Source organism: Flavobacterium agricola, assembly GCF_025919725.1.
GTDB lineage: Bacteria > Bacteroidota > Bacteroidia > Flavobacteriales > Flavobacteriaceae > Flavobacterium > Flavobacterium agricola.
This window is the reverse complement of sequence record NZ_CP081495.1, coordinates 1,673,878-1,695,405: the sequence shown is the minus strand read 5'-3', so window position 1 is coordinate 1,695,405 and position 21,528 is coordinate 1,673,878. Positions and strand designations below refer to the sequence as shown.

The window sequence follows — 21,528 nt, the reverse complement described above, 5'->3', positions numbered from 1 at the left end:
TAGTATGCATTAGCTGTTAAAAAAAAATATTATTCTAATAAAGAATCGTCAACTATATTTGGCATAGTAACTTTTAATAAAGGTTCTGCTTCCATGGCACGCTGAATTGCAAACATAGCACCTTCATTACGAGCCCAGCTTCTGCGTGAAATTCCGTTATTTACATCCCAAAAAAGCATCGATTTTAAACGTTGTTCCGCCTCAGCAGTTCCGTCAAGTAACATGCCAAAACCACCATTAATAACTTCTCCCCAACCAACGCCACCGCCGTTGTGAATAGATACCCAAGTTGCACCTCTAAAGCTATCTCCAATTACGTTTTGAATGGCCATATCTGCTGTAAAACGAGAACCATCATAAATATTTGATGTTTCACGGTACGGTGAATCTGTTCCAGAAACATCATGATGATCTCGTCCTAAAACAACCGGACCAATTTTACCAGCTGCAATTGCATCATTAAAAGCTTTAGCAATATTTGTTCTACCTTGTGCATCAGCATATAATATTCGAGCTTGAGATCCGACTACTAATTTATTTTCCTGAGCGCCTTTAATCCACTGAATATTATCTTTCATTTGTTGCTGAATTTCTGCAGGAGAAGTTTTTATCATCTCTTCTAAAACTACACAAGCAATGGCATCTGTTTTAGCTAAATCTTCCGGGTTGTTTGATGCACAAACCCAACGGAAAGGACCAAAACCATAATCAAAGCACATTGGACCCATAATATCTTGTACGTATGACGGATATTTAAATTCACGTCCTAAAGAAGGGTTTGGATTCATAACATCGGCTCCAGCGCGAGAAGCTTCTAATAAAAAGGCATTTCCGTAATCAAAAAAGTACGTTCCTTTTGCGGTATGTTTATTAATCGCTGCTGCATGACGACGCAAGGTTTTTTGCACTTTTTCTTTAAACAATTCCGGCTGATTTGCCATCATTTCATTTGCATCTTCAAACGAAATTCCTGCAGGATAATATCCACCAGCCCAAGGATTATGTAATGAAGTTTGATCTGATCCTAAATCAATTTGAATGTTTTCGGAATCAAATTTTTCCCAAACATCTACTACGTTACCTAAATAGGCGATAGAAACAATTTCTTGATTTTCTTTTGCTTTTTTAACGCGAGCAACCAATTCATTTAAATCTGAAATCACTTCATGAATCCAACCTTGCTCGTGACGAATTTTAGTGATTTTTGGATTTACTTCGGCACAAACCGTAATACAGCCAGCAATTGTTCCTGCTTTAGGTTGAGCGCCACTCATTCCACCTAATCCAGAAGTTACAAATAAATTCCCTTTCGGTTCTTTACCAATTTTTCTGAATCCATTTAAAACCGTAATCGTGGTTCCGTGAACAATTCCTTGTGGACCAATGTACATGTAAGAACCTGCGGTCATTTGTCCGTATTGCGTAACACCCAAAGCATTAAACTTTTCCCAATCGTCCGGTTTTGAGTAGTTCGGAATCATCATGCCGTTTGTAACAACAACGCGAGGTGCGTTTTTATGCGAAGGAAATAATCCCATTGGGTGGCCAGAATACATAACCAACGTTTGCTCGTCTGTCATTTCAGACAAATATTGCATGGTTAGTAAATACTGCGCCCAGTTGCTAAACACAGCTCCATTACCTCCATATGTTATAAGTTCGTGCGGATGTTGTGCTACGGCATAATCCAGATTATTCTGAATCATCATCATGATTGCTTTGGCTTGTAACGAATTTCCTGGATATTCGTTTATATCACGCGCGTACATTTTATAATCGGGACGAAAACGATACATATAAATGCGGCCGTATTTTTCTAATTCTTCTTTAAATTCAGGTAATAAGGTTGCATGATGTTCTGGCTTAAAATAACGCAAAGCATTTTGTAATGCTAATTTTTTTTCAGCATCATTTAAAATTTCTTTGCGTTTTGGTGCATGGTTTATGTCTGATTCATAAGGTTTTACTGCTGGTAATACAGTCGGGATTCCTTGTTGAATGATTTCTTTGAAAGTCATAATTTATAATTTTAAGTTTCCATTTTATAAAAAATGAAAATTATTTTTTTATTAATCCAGTTTTTTTATCAAATCCGTATGGGCAATGTTTACAGCCGCTTTTGCAACAATGCCCACGTTTTAAATGCCATTTTGCCGTAAAAATTTTGTAACCTTCTGTGGTTAAATAATAATCTTCGTCAATTTTGGCATGATTTTTATTTATAGTCATATAACAAATTTAATAAATGTTTTGAATTTTTGATTTGATAAACGCGTTATCTGAAACTTATGTTTAAATTTTAACACCACCGTTGTTTTTGAAAAAAGTTTTATTTATTACAAAAATAAGGTTTATAAAATATTGTTAATACAGAGTGTAAGAATAGGATTATAAGCTTTGTTTTTTTGTTAAAAAAACATTGTAAATTATTGTAAATTAGGTAATAACTCGTAAATTTGCAAAAGGATAAAAAGAGAGAAAATATAATACGTGTTATATAATATTTTGTGAAAAATGAAGTTTATATGATATGGTTTAATTATTATTAATTAAAAAATTATGAAGAAAATAATATTTCATAGCTTTATAGCATTCGCTTTATTTCAGATATCTGATATGAATGCTCAGCTAACAGTTAAGGGAAATGATGCGTTCATGTATGTTGGCGATGAAACATTGTTTGTAAATCAAGAAGTACGACTTGATGATGGAAAAATATATTTAAGACGTAATGCAAAATTACTTCAAGGTAATAATGGAGCAAAAGTAGATAATAATGTTGGAACGCCTTCTGGTGCGCTTTCTGCTTTTGTAATGTCTAAACCTACAGATCATTTTAATTATTCGCATTACGGTTTACCTGTAAGTACAAATGAGGTTTCGGGTGCTAATAAATCTAATGTTTTTAAATTCAATACTACATCTGTTGGAGGAGTTGTTGATGTCAGAACTCATAAACCAATTGATTTTAGTGGAGTGCCTTATAGTAAAGATGGTGAAGCTGGAAATGGCGGAAGCATACGTTTGGTTCCAAATTATATTGCTTGGATGGATGGAGCCGGACAGTACAGTAGCTGGAGATATCCTTTAAGAAGACCTGCAAGTGACAATGCAATTCCTAAAGGGGTTGGTTTGTACATGAAAGGGACTAGTGGTACAGATGATACAAAAGCTCATGGTGAACTTAATGATAATAAGGCTGGAAATAAGCTACCTCAAAGATTTGATTTTCGTGGTATACCAAATGATGGTGAAATTAAAGTTGTTGTTGATCAACCAGGTGTTTTGTTTATGCTGGGTAACCCTTACCCATCAGATTTTAATTTAAATAAATTTATTAAAGACAATGATGCTGTTATTGAAGGAGTTTATTTTTACGCTGAGTTAAATAAAAATTCTCATCATCTAGATCAATATAACTATGGTTATATTAAATATGTTCCTACGCCTACCCCTGGTGATCCTGAAGCTCCTGAAGGAACAAGAGGAAATTTAGTTGCTCCAACTTCTTTCTATAAAGTTGGAAATCAAGGAGTTTTTGTTAGTGAAGCTGAAAGTCCTCAAGATGGTGCTAATCAGCCAGTTGTTTCAAATGATGTTCCTTCATTTTTACCTTTAGGAACAGGTTTCTGGGTTAGAGCTAAAGAAGGTGTTCTTCCTGGAACAACAGTAGTTTTTAATAACAGTCACCGTTTAGCTGTGTCAGATCAGTCAGAATTAATGACAACAGCGCTAGGTGCTGCTGGTGCTGCGCGCTCAAACAGTGAAGTTACTGAATATGGTAACTATTCTAATATAATTAATACTAACGGAGTTGATTATACTAAAGTTTCAAAAGCTCCAGCTCCTATGTTTAGTATTGTAGCAAATCAGGAAAATGAAATAAAAGCTTTAGGTTTTGTTTTTAATGATTTAAATGATGAAAACTTACTTAGAATGTCGAGAACAGAAGTTACACCTACTGAAGGTAACTTTAATCTATATGTTGAAAAATACGATAAGAACTTTAATTTTTTAACAGACAAGTTTGATGTTAATGAAAGAATTCCATTAACGGTTGATAATCCTAAAGAAGGATCAGTTTACTTCCAATTAGACAATTTAGTAAACTTTAAGTTAGCTGATAATATTTATATTTATGATGATTATACAGGAGAATATAAAGATGTAAAATCAGAAAGAGTTTCTTTTAACGTTCCGGCTGGTGTAAATAAAGGAAGATATTTTATTACGTTTAACCGTGATAATAAAAATGGAATTGATGATGTAGTAAATAACAACTCATTTGTTGTGTTACAAAACAACAAAGAAAGAGCGTTAACTATTAGCAATCCAGAAGCATTGAATTTAACTTCAGCCGAAATGTTTGATATTAGAGGTAGATTGGTTTTAGCTAAGAAAAACTTAGGTAGTGAACCAGAATATAGATTTTCAACTTCAGGTTTAGCAGACGGTATTTATATTGTTAAAATTGCAACAGCAACTGGTAAACCAGTAAGTAAAAAAGTTATTGTTAAAAATTAAATTTTAAACTATATTTATAAAAGCAACCAATATTGGTTGCTTTTTTTTATGGATCAAATTATTACATATAAAAAAGTTACTATAACCATTAGGCGAGACGATTTGTTGCATCCTTTTATTTCGGGTAATAAATTCAGAAAATTAAAACATAATATTGAAATTGTTAAACAAAATAAATTCAAAGGAATTTTAACCTTTGGTGGTGCATTTTCTAATCATATTGCTGCCACAGCGGCAGCCGGTTTTGCATATAGTATTCCAACAGTAGGAGTAATTCGCGGAGAAGAATGGCAGTTTAAAAGTGATGAAAATCCTACGTTGCTTTTTGCAAAACAAAACGGAATGCATTTACATTTTTTTAGCAGAGATAAATATCGAAATAAACAAGATGTTTCTGTAATTCAAGAATTACAAAACTTATTTCCAGATTATTATTTTGTACCAGAAGGCGGTTCAAATAAGCTTGCGGTTTTAGGATGTGAAGAGATTATAAACCCTGAGCAAGATGCAAAGTTTGATTATGTTTGTTGTGCTGCAGGTACGGGGGCAACAATATCAGGAATTTACAATCAATTACAACCCCATCAAAAAGCGATTGCTTTTATGGCCTTAAATGATTATTCGGTGTTAGATGCTGTTGTTAATTGGACGACCAACCGCAGGAATGATTTATATTTTTGTTTTGACTATAACTTAGGTGCTTACGCAAAAATCAATGATGCGCTGATAGCCTTTATTAATGATTTTTTTAATAAATTTGGAATTCCATTAGATCCGATCTATACGGGTAAAATGTTTTTCGGAATTATTGATTTAATTGACAAACAAATTATAGCTCCAGGTTCTCAAATTTTAGCTATTCATACCGGTGGTTTACAAGGGATTGATGGAATCAATAAACAACGTATAAAAAAAAATAAAACAACAATTCAAGTGGTTTTTTAATGAAAAAATATATTTATTTATCGGTTATCGCTTTTGTTCTGGTTGGATGTTCAACATCAAATAAAATTCGAGTTACCAAACAGAAGCAAAAATCAAGCAAGACGCACAAAATCAAATCTACACAAAGTACTTCGTCTTCAACAAAAAATAATGTTGATACCGATTCTAAAACTGTTGTTATAGAATCTGCACCAACCCAATCTACTGCTAAAAATTCGGTTACTGATTATATTGAAAGTTATAAACATATTGCTATAGATAATATGAAAACGCATAAAATTCCTGCAAGTATTACTATGGCTCAAGGAATTTTAGAATCGGGTTCAGGAAACGGAACTTTAGCTCAAAAAGCAAATAATCATTTTGGCATAAAATGCCATTCAGGTTGGACGGGAGCCAGCGTGCGCCATGATGATGATGCGGCACAAGAATGTTTTAGGAAATATAACGATCCGGCAGAATCATACCGCGATCATTCTTTATTTTTAACTACAAGAAGCCGTTATAACAACTTGTTTAAATTAGATATTTATGATTATAAAGCGTGGGCTCGCGGTTTAAAAGCTGCAGGTTATGCGACAGATCCAAAATACCCAGATAAATTAATTTCGTTAATAGAGCGCTACAATTTGCAAGAATTAGATAAACAAATGCCTGGTTATAAAGGGCAAATTGCATCTTCAGAATCTAATTCGCAAGCAACTGCTGCAACTTATGTTGTAAGCGCTGGTGATACATTATATTCAATTGCGCGCAAGTTTAATACTTCCGTTCAAAATATTAAAACTGTAAATAATTTAAGCACTGATATTATTAGTGTTGGACAAATTTTAAAAATTTAAACTATGTTATATCAAAGAAGTAGTAAACTTTTTGCTGAAGCAGAAAAAGTTATTCCTGGTGGTGTAAATTCACCAGTTCGCGCTTTTAAAGGAGTAGGAGGAACGCCTGTTTTTGCCAAGTCAGCTAAAGGAGCTTATATTTATGATGAAGATGATAATAAATATATTGATTATATAAATTCTTGGGGGCCGTTATTATTGGGTCATGCTTTTGAACCTGTTGTTAATGCAGTGATTGAAAAAGCAAAACAAGGAACATCTTTTGGGATGCCAACTGAATTAGAAACTAAAATTGCTGAATTAGCAGTTGCTATGGTTCCTAATATTGATAAAATCCGATTTGTAAACTCTGGTACAGAAGCTTGTATGTCGGCAATTCGATTAGCTCGTGGTTACACCAATCGCGATAAAATTATAAAATTTGCTGGTTGTTATCACGGACATTCTGATTCATTTTTAATTCAAGCCGGATCAGGACTAAGTACTTTTGGTACACCAAATTCTCCTGGCGTTACGCAAGGTACAGCAAAAGATACCATTTTAGCTCGTTACAATGATTTGGCTCACGTAGCAGAAATTTTTGAATCTAATAAAAATGAAATTGCAGCTATTATTATTGAACCTGTTGCAGGAAATATGGGCTGTGTACCACCAAAACCAGGATTTTTGCAAGGATTAAAAGATTTATGTACTGCCAATGGTGCTTTGTTAATTTTTGATGAGGTTATGACGGGATTCCGTTTAGCTAAAGGTGGAGCACAACAATTGTTTGGTGTTGATGCTGATATTGTTGCTTTTGGTAAAGTTATTGGTGGCGGATTACCAGTTGGTGCCTTTGCAGCACGTAACGAAATTATGAATTATTTAGCTCCAGTTGGTCCTGTTTATCAAGCCGGAACTTTAGCAGGAAATCCTTTAGCAATGGCTGCCGGATTGGCTATGTTAGAAGCTATTAATAATGATAAGGATTTATTTACGCGTTTAGAAGAAAAAACAGCTTATTTAGAAGCTGGTATGCGAAAAGTTTTGACAGCTGCTGGATTAAAATATACAATAAATCGTGTAGGTTCAATGATTTCTGTGTTTTTTGACGATCGTGAAGTGGTTGATTTTGAAACTGCTGGTTACGGAAATAACGAAAACTTTAAAAAGTTTTTTCATGGATTGTTAGAACGTGGTGTTTATATTGCACCATCATCTTACGAAACTTGGTTTATAACCGATGCATTAACGTATGCTGATTTAGATCAAACCATTGCTGTTGTAGCTGAGGTTGCAACATTATTAGATAAATAAAAAAAGCCCGATATAATCGGGCTTTTTTTTACATTCTATTTCTGTTGTTTTCAGTTTTTGGTTTGTGTGCAAAATTTCTGTTATTTTTATGCTTTAATTGACGATAGCGAGCACTGTTTTCTTTATTCATATTTTCCCACTGTGCAAATTGATTTTTGGAAAGAATTTTTTTCATTCCTCTTTTATAAGCAATTTGCTTATCTAAACGTTCAGCTTTTAAGTTGTAAACTTCATCGTTTGTTAATTTCTTTCCACGTACAAATTTTGTATCTTGGTTAAATGTTTTCGCATTAAGCTCGGCAACTTTGTTTTGTTGTTTGTCTGAAAGGTTTAAAGCTAAAGTTAATTGTTTAACACGTAAATCGTTACGTTGCTCTGCAGTTAATTTTATGTTTTGTTTTCTGTTTACCGCATGATTGCGTTTAGAATCGGCTATTTTAGCTCGCTTGGCTTTAATGGCACGTGTTTTTTCTGTTTTTTCTTTCTGAACAACTTCAGTTTTTACTTCCTGAGCATTCATTTCAAAGCTAAATAAAGCTATAGCAGCTAATACAATTATTCTTTTCATAATCTTTTAATTTTTTTATTGTACTTACCTACTATACAAATCCGTGCCAAACTTTATTTTTATTTGTTAAAGATTTTTATACTACTTCTAAAGCGCTTGTTTTTCAGTGCGTTGTGTTATTTTTTTAAATAGATTTTCTTTTTGCAAATAAAAAAAGACGAGCTTTAAGCTCGTCTTTTTATTTATTATTTTGTGATTATTTTAAAATCACTGTTTTTTTATCATCAGAAACTTCAACCGAAGTTAGTCCGTGTTTTGCTAAATTTTTCATCGAAACGTCCCATTTTTTTCCGCTTAAACCAGCAGCTATTTTTAGAGCGCCCAATTCAAATTGGTTGTCATTTTTTTCAAGTAAATCTACAATTATTTTTTCTTCAGCTGTTAATTCAAATGCAGGAGCAGCTTTTTCTGGTCGCATTTGTGGGAAGAATAAAACTTCTTGAATTGATGGATTGTTAGTTAAAAACATAATTAAACGGTCCATTCCAATTCCTAAACCAGATGTTGGTGGCATTCCGTATTCTAAAGCTCTTAAAAAATCCTGGTCAATAAACATTGCTTCATCATCACCACGTTCAGAAAGCGCCATTTGCGATTCAAAACGCTCACGTTGATCAATTGGATCGTTTAACTCAGAATACGCATTCGCAATTTCTTTTCCACAAACCATTAACTCAAAACGTTCGGTTAATTCTGGGTTATCACGGTGCATTTTTGTTAACGGCGACATATCTTTTGGATAATCAGTGATGAAGGTTGGCTGAATAAAGTTGCCTTCGCATTTTTCTCCAAATATTTCATCAATTAATTTTCCTTTACCCATGGTTTCATCAACCGCAATTCCCATTCCTTTTGCTGCTTCAAAAATTTCTTGTTCTGATTTACCTGTAATATCAAAACCAGTAAATTGTTTAATGGCATCGGTCATGGTAACACGTGCATAAGGCGCTTTAAAATTAATTTTATGTTTGCCAAAAGTTGCTTCGGTTGTTCCGTTAACTTGTGTAGCACAATATTCTAACAAGTTTTCGGTAAATTCCATCATCCAATTGTAATCTTTATAGGCTACGTAAATTTCCATAGCTGTAAATTCTGGATTGTGGGTACGGTCCATTCCTTCGTTACGGAAGTTTTTAGAAAATTCGTAAACTCCATCAAAACCACCAACAATTAATCTTTTTAAATATAATTCGTTAGCGATACGCATATACAAAGGAATATCTAAAGAATTGTGATGGGTAATAAACGGACGCGCTGCAGCACCACCAGGAATTGCTTGTAAAACAGGTGTTTCAACTTCCATGTAACCTGCGCGATTGAAAAAATCTCGCATAGCAGTAAAAAGTTTAGTTCTTTTAACAAACACATCTTTTACATGCGGATTTACAACTAAATCTACATAACGCATGCGGTAACGTAATTCTGGATCGGTAAAGGCATCAAAAACATGTCCTTCTTCGTCTACCTTTGGTAATGGTAATGGGCGTAACGTTTTGCTTAATAAGCTTACGTTTGTTACGCGAATACATTTTGCACCAACTTGTGTAGTAAACAATTCGCCTTCAATTCCAATAAAATCGCCTAAATCGATTAATTTTTTGAAAACGGTGTTATATAAAGTTTTGTCTTCTCCAGGACAAATTACATCTCGGTTTAAATATAGCTGAATACGTCCTTCAGAATCTTGTAACTCGGCAAACGATGCTTTACCTTGATCACGAACGCTCATTAAACGACCAGCAACAATAACCTGCTTCCCTTCTTCAAAAGTTTCCTTGACCTGTTTCGAAGTATGATTTACTGGAAACAAATTTGCTGGATAAGGATTGATGCCAAGTTCTCTTAACTTGCTCAATTTCTCTCTTCTAATGATTTCTTGTTCTGAAAGTTGCATGATACTATATTAATATTAATTTTTAACACGCAAAGGTACGGATTAATTTTATAAAACTTATGATTAAAATAGCCGGTTTTGTTGTAAATTTGTTAAGAATAAAAATTTAAGTTATGAGTTTTTGGAGAGTGCTTTTAGCCATTTTATTTCCCCCTTTGGCTGTTTGGGGTTATGGTTGCGGTTCTATTTTAATCGTTTTTATTTTAACCTTAGCTGGTTGGGTACCAGGCGTAATTGCTGCATTGGTTATTTTAAACAATCCCAAATACAATAAAAACTAATACAAAATGAATAAAAAAGTTATAGTAACCGATTTAGGTTATAAAGATTATAAAGAAACATGGGATTATCAGGAAGCTGTTTTTCAATCTATTTTAGATATAAAATCGGCTAACCGAAAAAATGCTACTGATGTTCCGACACCGAACTATTTTTTTTATGTGGAACATCCGCACGTCTACACATTAGGTAAAAGCGGTCATTTAGAAAATTTGTTGTTAAACGAAAAACAACTGGAAGAAAAAGATGCAACTTTTTATAAAATAAACCGTGGAGGAGATATTACGTATCATGGACCAGGACAAGTTGTTGGTTATCCTATTTTAGATTTAGATAATTTTTTTACTGATATTCATAAATATTTGCGCTTTTTAGAAGAAGCTATTATATTAACGTTGGCCGAATATAATATTGTAGGTACGCGTAGCGAAGGCGAAACTGGCGTTTGGTTAGATGTTGGAACACCTTTTGCACGTAAAATTTGCGCTATGGGAGTACGCGCTTCGCGTTGGGTTACCATGCACGGTTTTGCTTTAAATGTGAATTCTAATTTAGGATATTTTGATAATATTATTCCTTGTGGTATTCGTGGTAAAGGCGTAGCATCATTAAATGTTGAATTAGATGTTGATAAAGTAGATGAAGCAGAAGTGAAATCTAAAATTTTAAAACATTTTGCAACTTTGTTTGATGCAGAACTACTAATTAAAGAATAAACAAAAAACCGGAAAGTAACTTTCCGGTTTTTTTTGTTTATATATCTAAAGATAATTGCTCATCATCTGGTAAAAGTTTAAACGACATTCTGTGATATGGTGATGGGCCGAATTTGGCAATTGCCGCTCGGTGCTCTTTAGTTGGATAACCTTTGTTTTTTTTCCAATTGTACATGGGGTATTCTTTATGAATTTTGTCCATGTACGCATCTCGATGTGTTTTTGCTAATATAGATGCAGCCGCAATATTCATAAACTTAGCATCGCCTTTAACAATTGTTTGATGCGGAATACCATCTATGGGTTTAAACTTATTTCCGTCAACAATTAAAAAATCTGGTTTTATGTTAAGATTTAGGGTACATTCTTGCATTCCTTTTATAGAAGCGTTCAAAATATTGATGCGATCTATTTCTTCTGGATAAATATGAATGACCTTAAATGTTAAAGCTTCTTCTTCAATGATTTTTCGTAGCTCTTGCCTTACGGAATTTGTTAATTTTTTCGAGTCTGTTAAAGTATTGTTACTGAAATGTAAAGGTAGTATTAAAGAACAGCATGTTACTGGTCCTGCAAGACATCCTCTTCCAGCTTCATCAGCGCCAGCTTCGTAATTATAATCTGTGTATTTTTTTAATAACATGTCTTTTGTGTTAAAATATGTGTTTTTTTAATAAAATTATCATAAAAAACTTCTTATTGCTTATTGTTGTTGACTTTAACAAGTTGTAAAGAATTATTTTAATATTAAATTTTTGTGTCCGAATTTAATATTAATCAAATTTGTTGCCAATGACTAACTCAAATAAAATCATCATGAAATTGAATTTAAAATGGTTTTTTACGCTGCTTACAGCGTTTTTTGTTCAGTTATCTTTTGCACAAGAGAAAACTGTAACAGGAACCGTAATGGAAGATGGATTTCCATTACCGGGTGTTAGTATTGTTGTCAAAGGTACAACAATGGGAACACAAACAGATTTTGATGGAAAATATTCTATTCAAGTAAAAACAGGAGAAACATTATTATTCTCGTTCATCGGAATGGATACTGTTACTCAAACCGTTGGTGAATCCAACACAATTAATGTAACAATGGTTACTTCAGATTCTCAGTTAGAAGAAGTAATTGTTATGGCATACGGACAAGTTAAAAAGAAAAACGAAGTTACGGGTAGTGCTGTAAAAGTTGATGGTAGTGTAATTGAAAATACACCATTAGTTTCTGCTGACCAAGCATTACAAGGACGTGTGGCTGGTTTACAAATGGCTACAACTTCTGGTACTCCGGGTTCTGCTCAAGAAATCCGTATTCGTGGTATTTCTGGTATTGGTGGTGATTTAGAACCATTGTTCGTAATTGACGGTATGCCAATGATTAACTCTAACATGGGGCAAGATGGTTTATCAACTTTATCTCCGTTGTCATCTATTAACTCTTCAGATATTGAGTCGATTACGGTTTTAAAAGATGCAACAGCTACAGCTCCTTATGGTGCTCGTGGTGCTGCTGGGGTAATTGTAATTACAACTAAAAAAGGAAAATCTGGAGGAACTAGATTTGCTTTAACAACTACAGCAGGTATTCAGAATCGTGCGGTTAGAGGTTTGCAAATGGCAAACGGAGCTCAGAAAGAAGAATTATTTTTAGAATCATTATTTAATGATTACGGTGTCGCTCAAGGTTTTACTAAAGATCAGACCTATAATTTTTATACTGCAAACCCTGGGTTATTACCAAATGCTACTGCTTCTGCTGCTTTTAATAATTTAAATGCATGGAAAGCTGCTGGATCTCAAGATTATGATTGGGCTGGTAAATTAACTAACAAAAATGCATTGTATTATAATTTAGATTTCTCTGCACAAGGTGGTGACGAAAAATCTAACTTTTATTCATCTTTAGGATACAACAAAACGGAATCTATTGCTTTTGGTAGTGATTTCCGTCGTGTTACTGGAAATTTAGCTTACGATACTAAGTTAACAGACAAATTTAGATTCAAAACAAACATCCGTATTGCTAATACTAAACAAAATGGTATTATGGAAAATGGATCGTACTTTTCAAATCCAATGTTAACACAGTATTTCATGAGCCCATGGTACAATCCGTACAATGCAAATGGTTCTTACAATACAAACGTAGGTTCTTTACATAATACGTTGTATACAATTTCAAACAACAAAAACGTTACTGATTTAACACGTTTAATGGGTTCGTTTGGTGTTGATTATGAAATTGCAAAAGGTTTACGTTGGAATTCAACAGCTAATTTAGACTTTAACTTATCTGATCATAACTATTATGCAAATCCTTACCACGGTGACGGTGTTACTCCACAAGGATATGCTGAAAATATAATTAACAAGAATTTCAACTACGTAATTCAAAACTCATTAGATTACGCATTTGGTTTTGGTAAAAATAAATTTAATGTGAAAGCATTAATGGAATACCAAAAAAATAAATTCACTAGTTTATATGGTTATGGTGAAAAACTTGCTCCAGGATTTGATATGTTAGGAAACACTTCTGCTAACTGGGATGCAAGCAATACATATAATGATTGGGCGCAGTTATCATACACAGCTATGGTAAACTACAACTATGATGGGAAATACTTAATTGATGGTTCTTTCCGTCGTGAAGCATCTTCTAAATTTAATCCTGAAAATCGTTGGGGTAATTTCTGGGCACTTGGTGGGGCTTGGAATATTATGAACGAAGACTTCATGGAGAATGTTAATTTTATTGATTTATTAAGAATCCGTGGTTCTTACGGTACAACAGGTAATAACGGTATTGCAATTAATAGCTACCAATCTTTACTAGGTACATCTAGCTATGGTGGTCAAATGTCATACGAATTAGGGCAATTACCAGCTATTATTACTTGGGAATCTCAAGCAAAAACAGATGTAGGTATTGATTTTGGTGTTTTAAATAACAGAATTGCTGGTTCGGTTGCATTCTATAATTCTAAATCAAGCGATTTATTATTTGTTAACAACCCAATTACATCTACAACTGGTTATACAACTAAAGCAATTAACTCTGGAGCAATGCGTAACAGAGGTTGGGAATTTGAATTAGATATTGATGTTGTTCGTACAGAAAACTTCAACTTCAATATTAGCGGAAACTTTGCAACGGTAAATAACAAAATTTTATCAATGCCTTATGACGCTATTCAAGGTGAACCAATGGAAATTGTTTCATCAACTCGTATCATTAAAGAAGGGCAACCATTATATGCATGGAATATGCGTAAATATGCTGGTGTAGATTCTCAAACAGGACAAGCTCTATATTATATTAATGGACACGATGGTGCTACAACTACTAATTATGGTGATGCTGCAGTAGCTTTACAAGGTGAATCTGCTTTACCAAAATATACAGGTGGCTTAACGTTACATTTTGATATTTATAATTTCTTTATTGATGGTACATTCTACTATTCTGGAGGAAATAAAATTTACGAAGATTGGGCTACATATACTAACAATACTGGTAACCGTTCTTATACATATAACTACGGAACTCCAATTTTAGATAGATGGCAACAACCTGGTGATGTTACTAACGTTCCGAAAGTAATTTCTACTACGTCAACTTCAGAACAAGTTTCAACTAGATTTTTACACGATGGTGATTTTATTCGTTTACGTGACGTAGCAATCGGATACAAATTCCCATCTGAATTATTGAGAAATACACATATTGATGGTGTAACAGTTTCAGTAAGAGGTACAAACTTGTGGACTTGGGTTAAAGACAATGACTTAAAATATGATCCAGAAGTTCGTGCAGACGGATTCACTAATTTAGCGAACCCTCCAATTAAACAAGTTTCGTTATCTGCTAACATTAAATTTTAATTAGAGCATGAAAAAAATAATTTATTCAATAGCTTCAATTGTAGCACTTAGTGCTGCAACTGTATCTTGTAGTAATGATAGTTTAGAACCTAATGTTGTAGACCAAGAAAATATTTCTGTTAACCCAGTTTCTAGTGAAACACAGTTAAGAATGACTGTAAATGGTGCTTATAAATATATGTCTGCTGCAGCATATTATGGTAGAGATTATGTTATTTTTAATGAAGTTCACTCTGATAACTCTTTATCAAATGGTGCTTCAGGTCGTTTTGTAAGCGAAGGAGAATTTACAACAACTATTACAAGTTCATATCCAGCTGATACTTGGGCGGCTATTTACCAAGTAATAGCTATGTCAAATATTGCTATTAATGCAGATGTAACTGATGGTGATCCAGATGCTATTAATGCAATTAAGGCAGAGGCTTATGCAATTCGTGCTTTGGCTCATTTTGACTTGATGAAACTTTTTGGTCAACAAAATGTTACATTAACTAAAGAATCTTTAACTATTCCTTATATTTCTTTATACGGTGTTGTTACAGATGCAAATTACACACGTATAACTTTAACAGAATTAGATGCGAAATTAAATGAAGATATTGATCAAGCTATTGCCTTAGCTGGTAATGATATCACTACTAAAACAGCATTTAACAAGCAAGCAATTTTAGCTTTAAAAGCTCGTGTTAATTTATATTTAGCTCCATTCTTTGGTGATCAAAAATACGTTGTAGCAAATCAAGCTGCTACTGAAGCTTTAGCTTTAGGTGGTCAGGTAGCTACTGCAACTGAATTAGCTGCTAATTTTAAATTAGGTGAAGTTGGTATTAACTCTGTTTTTGAGTTACAATTTTTAGCTAATGATAACTTAGGTACAAACTCATTATATCAAATTTATAATAACACACCTTACGGGGATGTTTATGTTGTTAAAGAAGTTAAAGATGTACTTTTTGCTGATGAAAATGATATTCGTGGTACTTTTGTAACGGTTGATGCTAAAGGTGTTTTACGTAATACTGGTAAATACGGGGACCGTGCAGATAATGTTAAAATTATTCGTTTTGAAGAAATTGTTTTAACTGCTGCAGAAACTGCTTTTAGAATGGGCGACACTGCTAAAGCTTTAGAATTAGTTAATAAGATTGCTGAGAATAGAGGTATTGAAGCATATACTGCTGTTACTTTAGACATTATTATTAATGAAAGACATAAAGAATTTGTTTCTGAAGGATTCCGTTTTGACGATTTAATGCGTTTACAAATGAATGTTCCTCAAGTTACAGGACGTAGTGTAGCTAATACACCAGCTTATGGTGATTACAGATTGGCTTTCCCAATTCCACAAAGAGAAACTAACGTTTCTCCAATTCAACAAAACCAAGGGTATTAATTTATTCTTACTTTATATAAAAGCCACGAAGTACTTCGTGGCTTTTTGTTTTACTGGGCTTTTTAATAGTATTTTAACCTATTTGCAAGGCACATATTGCTGTTTAAATATTTGCGATATTTCTATATTTCTCGTTTCTTTGCCTTTCAATTCTTTTTTATATGAAGCAATTACTTTTCGCATTATTAGTACTTTTCAGCTCGGTATCTATTGCTCAGTTCAATAACGGGTCGCAATACGGCAATGCTTCACAACAAGGCGGACTGAATGTGTTTTCGGCAACCGAAAATGACACGGTTCAGCATAAATCTTTCAAATTCGATAAAACAACCATCGATGAATATAAAATCATCAGTATTCATAAAGATACCACATATGTTGATACTACGTTAACCATTCAGGCAGAATACAAACACAATTATTTACGTAAAGATAATTTTGGTTTGTTGCAGTTTGATAACGAAGGACACGTTTACAATACGTTAGATTTTAATTTGAATAAAACCAATAGCTTACCCGATTTTGGGTTTAAAGCCAGAAGCATGGCTTATTTAACGGTTGATGATATTAAATACTACCACGTACCAACGCCGTTTACAGATTTGTATTACAAATCGGTTATGGGACGAGGGCAAAATTTAGATGCCTTTGTAACAGCCAATCTTAAACCTAATTTAAACTTTGGTATTGGTTACCGCGGTTTGCGTTCTACTGGTTATTATTTTAACGAGTTAACCAGTACCGGAAGTTTTAGATTTTTAACCTCGTATAATACGCCTGATAAACGATATTATTTAAAAGCACATTTTGCTGCGCAAGATTTTATGTTGCGTGAAAACGGTGGGCTTTCTAATTTATCGCAATACGAAAATCCTGAAGGACCGTATACCAATAAAGCACAAGTTGATGTTTATATGGAAACAGGAAATTCGATGCTTAAAGGTCAACGCATTTTTATAGATCATTCGTTTCGTATCAACAAAACAAATCCTAATTCGTTAGTTTTACATCATCAATTTATTTACGATAATAAGTTTTATAATTATATAAATGCTAGCGCAACTTCGCGTTTTGGCGATTATTTTACATCAAACCTAAACGATAAAACACGTTTTAACCGCATGTACAATCAGGTTGGTGTTGCGTACAAACACGATCGTTACGGAAGTTTAAAAGCTTATATAGAGGATATTAATTACAATTATTTTTACAAATCGTATGTTTATTCTTTAAACGGATTAATTCCGAATAAACAAACGGATCGTATTAATACATTAGGGGCGAATTATTTTTATCAGATTAATAAATGGAAACTTTATGCAGATGCTAAAGTTGGTTTTGTTGGTCCGGCAACCAATCAATTAGATTTAACTGCGCGTTATGCGTTTGATGATGCTAACGAAAATGTTGTTGAACTTGGTTTTCAGCGCTTATCAAAAATTCCTGATTTAAATTATACGCTTTTTCAAAGTTCATATTTAAACTACAATTGGTATAATAATTTTATTAACGAAAAAAGTACCAGCTTTTTAGCAAAAGCAAATACCAAATGGATTAATGCAGAGGTAAATTACCGCGTATTAAATAACCATTTGTATTTTGCAAACACATCTAACGAAATAAATTTAGACGGATTACCAGCAACCTTGTTAGCAAAACCGTTTCAGTACAGCGGTGCTATAAATTATTTCTCAGCTAAAGTTGGTCGTCAATTTAAGTTTGGTAAATTTGGTTCAGATCACACGGTGCTGTATCAAAAAGTTTCGCAAAACGATCCAATTGTAAATGTGCCCGAAATTTTAACTCGTAACAGTATTTTTTACAACAATCACTTTTTTAATAAAGCGTTGTACATGCAAACCGGTTTTACAATAAATTACTTTACAAAATATTATGCCAATGAGTATAATACCATTTTGGGAGATATGACCGTGCAACACGATAAAGAAATTGGAGATTATCCGGTTTTAGATTTTTTTGTAAACGCAAAAATTAGAACCTTTAGATTGTTTTTAAAAGCTGAAAATATCAATTCTAAATTTGTTACCAAACAAGATTTTTATGCTTCACCAAATTATCCAGCCAAACCATTTATGATTCGATTCGGAATTACCTGGATGTTTTTCTCATAACAAATAAAAACCATTGCTTTTGCAATGGTTTTTATTTTATCATAATCTTAAACATCGATGTTTTTTAAAAACATTTAAATTCAATACCTTTGTGCAAATTTTCATATAAAAAACAATGAAATACGCAAAAAACGTGCTAGAAACTATTGGAAATACGCCTTTAGTTCAGCTAAACAATATCACCAAAGAGCTTCCTTGTCAAGTTTTAGCTAAAGTAGAATTCTTTAATCCTGGTAACTCATGTAAAGACCGTATGGCACTTAAAATGATTGAGGATGCAGAAAAAGACGGCCGCCTAAAACCAGGAGGAACTATTGTAGAAGGAACATCTGGTAATACCGGAATGGGATTAGCTATTGCTGCAATTGTTAAAGGATATAAGTTAATTTGTGTTACCACTGATAAACAATCTAAAGAAAAAGTTGATATTTTACGTGCTGTAGGTGCTAAAGTTGTGGTTTGCCCAACTGATGTAGAACCAACAGATCCACGTTCATATTATTCAGTTTCTAAGCGTTTAGCTGAAGAAACACCAAACGGATGGTACGTAAACCAATATGATAATCCATCTAACGCATTAGCAAATTACGAGCAAACTGGTCCTGAAATATGGGAACAAACAGATGGTAAAGTAACGCACTTTATTGTTGGAGTTGGAACTGGAGGAACAATTTCTGGTATTGCAAAATATTTAAAAGAAAAAAATCCTAACGTTAAAATTTGGGGTGTTGATACCTACGGTTCGGTTTTTAAAAAATATCATGAAACGGGTGTTTTTGACGAAAATGAAATTTACTCGTACGTAACCGAAGGTATTGGTGAAGATATTTTACCTAAAAATGTGGACTTTTCTTTAATCGATAAATTTACTAAAGTAACAGATAAAGATGCTGCTGTATATTGCCGTCGTTTAGCTTTAGAAGAAGGATTATTTGTGGGTATGTCATCTGGTTCTGCTATTAAAGGTTTATTACAATTAAAAGACGAGTTAAAGCCAGAAGATGTGGTTGTGGTAATGTTCCATGATTCAGGTTCTCGTTATGTAGGTAAAATTTTTAACGATGATTGGATGCGTGAGCGTGGGTATTTAGATGATGAAATTATTAAAGCATCAGATTTAATTCAATCTCACATTGATAAACCTTTGGTTGTTGCGCGTACTGAAGAATTGGTTTCGCATGCAATTGATAGAATGCGTAAATTTAAAATTTCTCAAATTCCGGTTTTAGACGTAAACGGATTTGTTGGTTCTATTGATGAGTCGGATTTATTTGCAGCTTATGTAAGCGATAAAAACATTGCAGAAAAACCTATTCGTGAAATTATGGGGCAACCTTATCCGGTAGTAAAAGCAAATACTCCGGTTGATGAGGTTTCTAAATTAATTACGAAAGATAATCATGCAGTTTTATTAGAATTAGAAAATGGTAAACACCATATTATTACTAAATACGATATAATTAACGCAATTAAATAAAAAAAGCCGAAACATTGTTTCGGCTTTTTTTATTTGTATTAGTTTGCAGGAATAGCAAAAAAACGATCCACTCCGTTTAATATTGGACCTGCTGCAAAATCTATTAGTTTGTAGTTTATTCTTCTACGATCATCTAAATTATATTTCTCTAAAAATACTTTTAAATAGTATCTTTTAGTTGTGGTTAAGCTATTTAGAATATAAATTTCCCCTTTAACATTCGTGTATTGCGTTGGGCCTACTAAACTACCAGAAGCTAAATAAAGATTAGGAATAGCGATATCTTTTGTACTATCAGTATTGTAATTTGTTGTGTTCCCAGAAGTGTTTGATAAAATAATTCTCGCCCAAATGGCTTCATCACGTTCTAAATTTTCAGTTGTTTCATTAACGGTTGAATACTTAACTACTTGAAATTTGATGCTAAAATTTACAGCCCATCTTCCCGGTGGTAAATCTATATAAGCATTAGAATCAAATACCTTATTGTTTCTGTATAAATCTTCGGCATTAACACCTCCATTAAAAACGCCATTCACAAAATCAATTTCTGTTGCTGTTAAATCACCATATCTTACGTTTCCTTCATCATCAGATATTAAAACCTGACCAGGTAAAGGTTCAGTTCCTTCAGGTACAAAGCGTAAAGCATTTGGCTGATCAGTTTTTATTATTAAAGGGCTGTTGTTAACTTCGTTTGGATTAGGCACAAAATTTATACCTATTTGAGCTTGTGAGCTAAAATAGAATAAACTACATAATATGATGTTTAAAAATAGTTTCATCATGATTTAATTAAGCGGAATTGCATAAACTTGATTTTGTCTAAAATCTTTATGCAAAATAGCATTTAGTGAATTGTTTTTTAAACTATTAAATGTATTTGAGTGCTTGGTATCAACAGAAATGCGCGCTGCAAAACGGTAATTGCGTATTCTTCTATTACTATCGTTATTGTTTATAATAATGATTCCTTTTACAATATCTTTACTACTCGGAAAAACAATGTTTCCAGCTACAAAACCATTTCCATTTAAGCTATTCTGGCTATTTCCTTCTGTATCTTTAGATGGTTTATCAAATATATTGTTGTTATAATTATCTAAATCAATTAGCATAATTTCTGTTGTTATAGCTGAACTTCTGTAACTTAAAACATCGGTGGTATTGTTTAATGAAATTAAGCTGGTTATATATACTGCCCATTTGCCATAAGGTAATGCTAAAGTAACATCATCGGGTAAACCAAGCCAATCACCAACATATTTTGTTTTATAAAGTTCGGTGTTTGGGATAATTGGATAAGTAATTGCTGGCTTTGCACTTAATTTTGCAAATTTTAAATTTTTAAAAATATTGGTAGATTCTTTTTTTATAAAACCATCATTCTCATGTATTAAAACATAACTGTCTTCTGCATTTTGACCATCTTTAATACTAAGAATATAAGGATGTTTTTCTTGTGCTAAAACATGCAAACCTGCAGTTGGTTCTGCTGTACCAATTCCTACTTGGGCATTTAAAATTCCCAAATCAAATAGAAGCAGATATAATAATAGAAGTTTTTTCATGAT

The 21,528-nt window shown here is 33.1% G+C and carries 17 protein-coding genes; 10 read left to right on the top strand and 7 right to left on the bottom strand.

Features of this window, described 5'->3' with window-relative positions:
* Positions 1–29: 29 nt before the first annotated feature.
* Entirely contained in the window at positions 30–2,018 is a 1,989-nt protein-coding gene (locus tag K5I29_RS08460; protein WP_264432441.1) for a urocanate hydratase, read from the bottom strand.
* Positions 2,019–2,058: 40 nt separating this feature from the next.
* Complete coding sequence (locus K5I29_RS08455; RefSeq protein WP_264432439.1) at positions 2,059–2,229, bottom strand: DUF5522 domain-containing protein; 171 nt, start codon at positions 2,227–2,229, stop codon at positions 2,059–2,061.
* Between the two features lie 330 nt (positions 2,230–2,559).
* Here K5I29_RS08455 and K5I29_RS08450 point away from each other — a divergent pair, with 330 nt between their 5' ends.
* Genes K5I29_RS08450 through hemL form a run of 4 tightly spaced genes read left to right on the top strand, consistent with a single transcriptional unit; the run spans position 2,560 to position 7,607 of the window.
* Positions 2,560–4,524, top strand: coding sequence for a T9SS type A sorting domain-containing protein (locus tag K5I29_RS08450; protein WP_264432438.1), 1,965 nt, complete (start codon positions 2,560–2,562; stop codon positions 4,522–4,524).
* Positions 4,525–4,572: 48 nt separating this feature from the next.
* A complete protein-coding gene (locus tag K5I29_RS08445) occupies positions 4,573–5,469 on the top strand; it encodes a 1-aminocyclopropane-1-carboxylate deaminase/D-cysteine desulfhydrase (protein ID WP_264432437.1) in 897 nt (298 codons plus the stop codon).
* On the top strand, positions 5,469–6,311 hold the full coding sequence (locus K5I29_RS08440) for a glucosaminidase domain-containing protein (RefSeq protein ID WP_264432435.1): 843 nt from the start codon (positions 5,469–5,471) through the stop codon (positions 6,309–6,311). The genes K5I29_RS08445 and K5I29_RS08440 overlap by 1 nt, the downstream gene beginning before the upstream one ends.
* A 3-nt stretch (positions 6,312–6,314) precedes the next feature.
* On the top strand, positions 6,315–7,607 hold the full coding sequence (gene hemL, locus K5I29_RS08435) for a glutamate-1-semialdehyde 2,1-aminomutase (protein ID WP_264432433.1): 1,293 nt from the start codon (positions 6,315–6,317) through the stop codon (positions 7,605–7,607).
* A 28-nt stretch (positions 7,608–7,635) separates the two neighbouring features.
* Here hemL and K5I29_RS08430 read toward each other — a convergent pair whose 3' ends face one another.
* Positions 7,636–8,175 carry a hypothetical protein gene (locus K5I29_RS08430; protein WP_264432432.1) on the bottom strand — a complete coding sequence of 180 codons (540 nt, stop codon included), beginning with the start codon at positions 8,173–8,175 and terminating at the stop codon, positions 7,636–7,638.
* Positions 8,176–8,371: 196 nt separating this feature from the next.
* Positions 8,372–10,069 (bottom strand): lysine--tRNA ligase, encoded by a 1,698-nt coding sequence (gene lysS / locus K5I29_RS08425; protein WP_264432429.1) that lies wholly within the window; start codon positions 10,067–10,069, stop codon positions 8,372–8,374.
* A 113-nt stretch (positions 10,070–10,182) separates the two neighbouring features.
* On the opposite strand from lysS, the gene K5I29_RS08420 reads away from it, so the two are divergent.
* Both K5I29_RS08420 and lipB read left to right on the top strand, forming a co-directional pair.
* Positions 10,183–10,350, top strand: a complete 168-nt coding sequence (locus K5I29_RS08420) for a YqaE/Pmp3 family membrane protein (protein WP_264432426.1) — start codon at positions 10,183–10,185, stop codon at positions 10,348–10,350.
* Between the two features lie 6 nt (positions 10,351–10,356).
* On the top strand, positions 10,357–11,064 hold the full coding sequence (gene lipB, locus K5I29_RS08415; protein WP_264432424.1) for a lipoyl(octanoyl) transferase LipB: 708 nt from the start codon (positions 10,357–10,359) through the stop codon (positions 11,062–11,064).
* A gap of 37 nt (positions 11,065–11,101) precedes the next feature.
* Here lipB and K5I29_RS08410 read toward each other — a convergent pair whose 3' ends face one another.
* Positions 11,102–11,707, bottom strand: a complete 606-nt coding sequence (locus K5I29_RS08410) for a ribonuclease HII (RefSeq protein ID WP_264432421.1) — start codon at positions 11,705–11,707, stop codon at positions 11,102–11,104.
* 173 nt (positions 11,708–11,880) lie between these two features.
* Between K5I29_RS08410 and K5I29_RS08405 the strand changes: the two genes are divergently transcribed.
* The 4 genes from K5I29_RS08405 to K5I29_RS08390 all read left to right on the top strand — a co-directional run bounded on the left by K5I29_RS08405 (position 11,881) and on the right by K5I29_RS08390 (position 19,954).
* Complete coding sequence (locus tag K5I29_RS08405; protein ID WP_264432419.1) at positions 11,881–14,949, top strand: SusC/RagA family TonB-linked outer membrane protein; 3,069 nt, start codon at positions 11,881–11,883, stop codon at positions 14,947–14,949.
* A gap of 7 nt (positions 14,950–14,956) precedes the next feature.
* Positions 14,957–16,345 (top strand): RagB/SusD family nutrient uptake outer membrane protein, encoded by a 1,389-nt coding sequence (locus K5I29_RS08400; RefSeq protein WP_264432416.1) that lies wholly within the window; start codon positions 14,957–14,959, stop codon positions 16,343–16,345.
* Between the two features lie 161 nt (positions 16,346–16,506).
* The gene (locus K5I29_RS08395) at positions 16,507–18,477 is read left to right on the top strand and encodes a putative porin (protein ID WP_264432414.1); all 1,971 of its coding nucleotides are present in this window, start codon (positions 16,507–16,509) and stop codon (positions 18,475–18,477) included.
* 115 nt (positions 18,478–18,592) lie between these two features.
* Positions 18,593–19,954 (top strand): pyridoxal-phosphate dependent enzyme, encoded by a 1,362-nt coding sequence (locus K5I29_RS08390; protein ID WP_264432412.1) that lies wholly within the window; start codon positions 18,593–18,595, stop codon positions 19,952–19,954.
* Positions 19,955–19,992: 38 nt separating this feature from the next.
* On the opposite strand, the gene K5I29_RS08385 is transcribed toward K5I29_RS08390, so the two are convergent.
* Positions 19,993–20,742 carry a hypothetical protein gene (locus K5I29_RS08385; protein ID WP_264432411.1) on the bottom strand — a complete coding sequence of 250 codons (750 nt, stop codon included), beginning with the start codon at positions 20,740–20,742 and terminating at the stop codon, positions 19,993–19,995.
* A gap of 3 nt (positions 20,743–20,745) precedes the next feature.
* Entirely contained in the window at positions 20,746–21,525 is a 780-nt protein-coding gene (locus tag K5I29_RS08380) for a hypothetical protein (protein ID WP_264432410.1), read from the bottom strand.
* Positions 21,526–21,528: the final 3 nt, after the last annotated feature.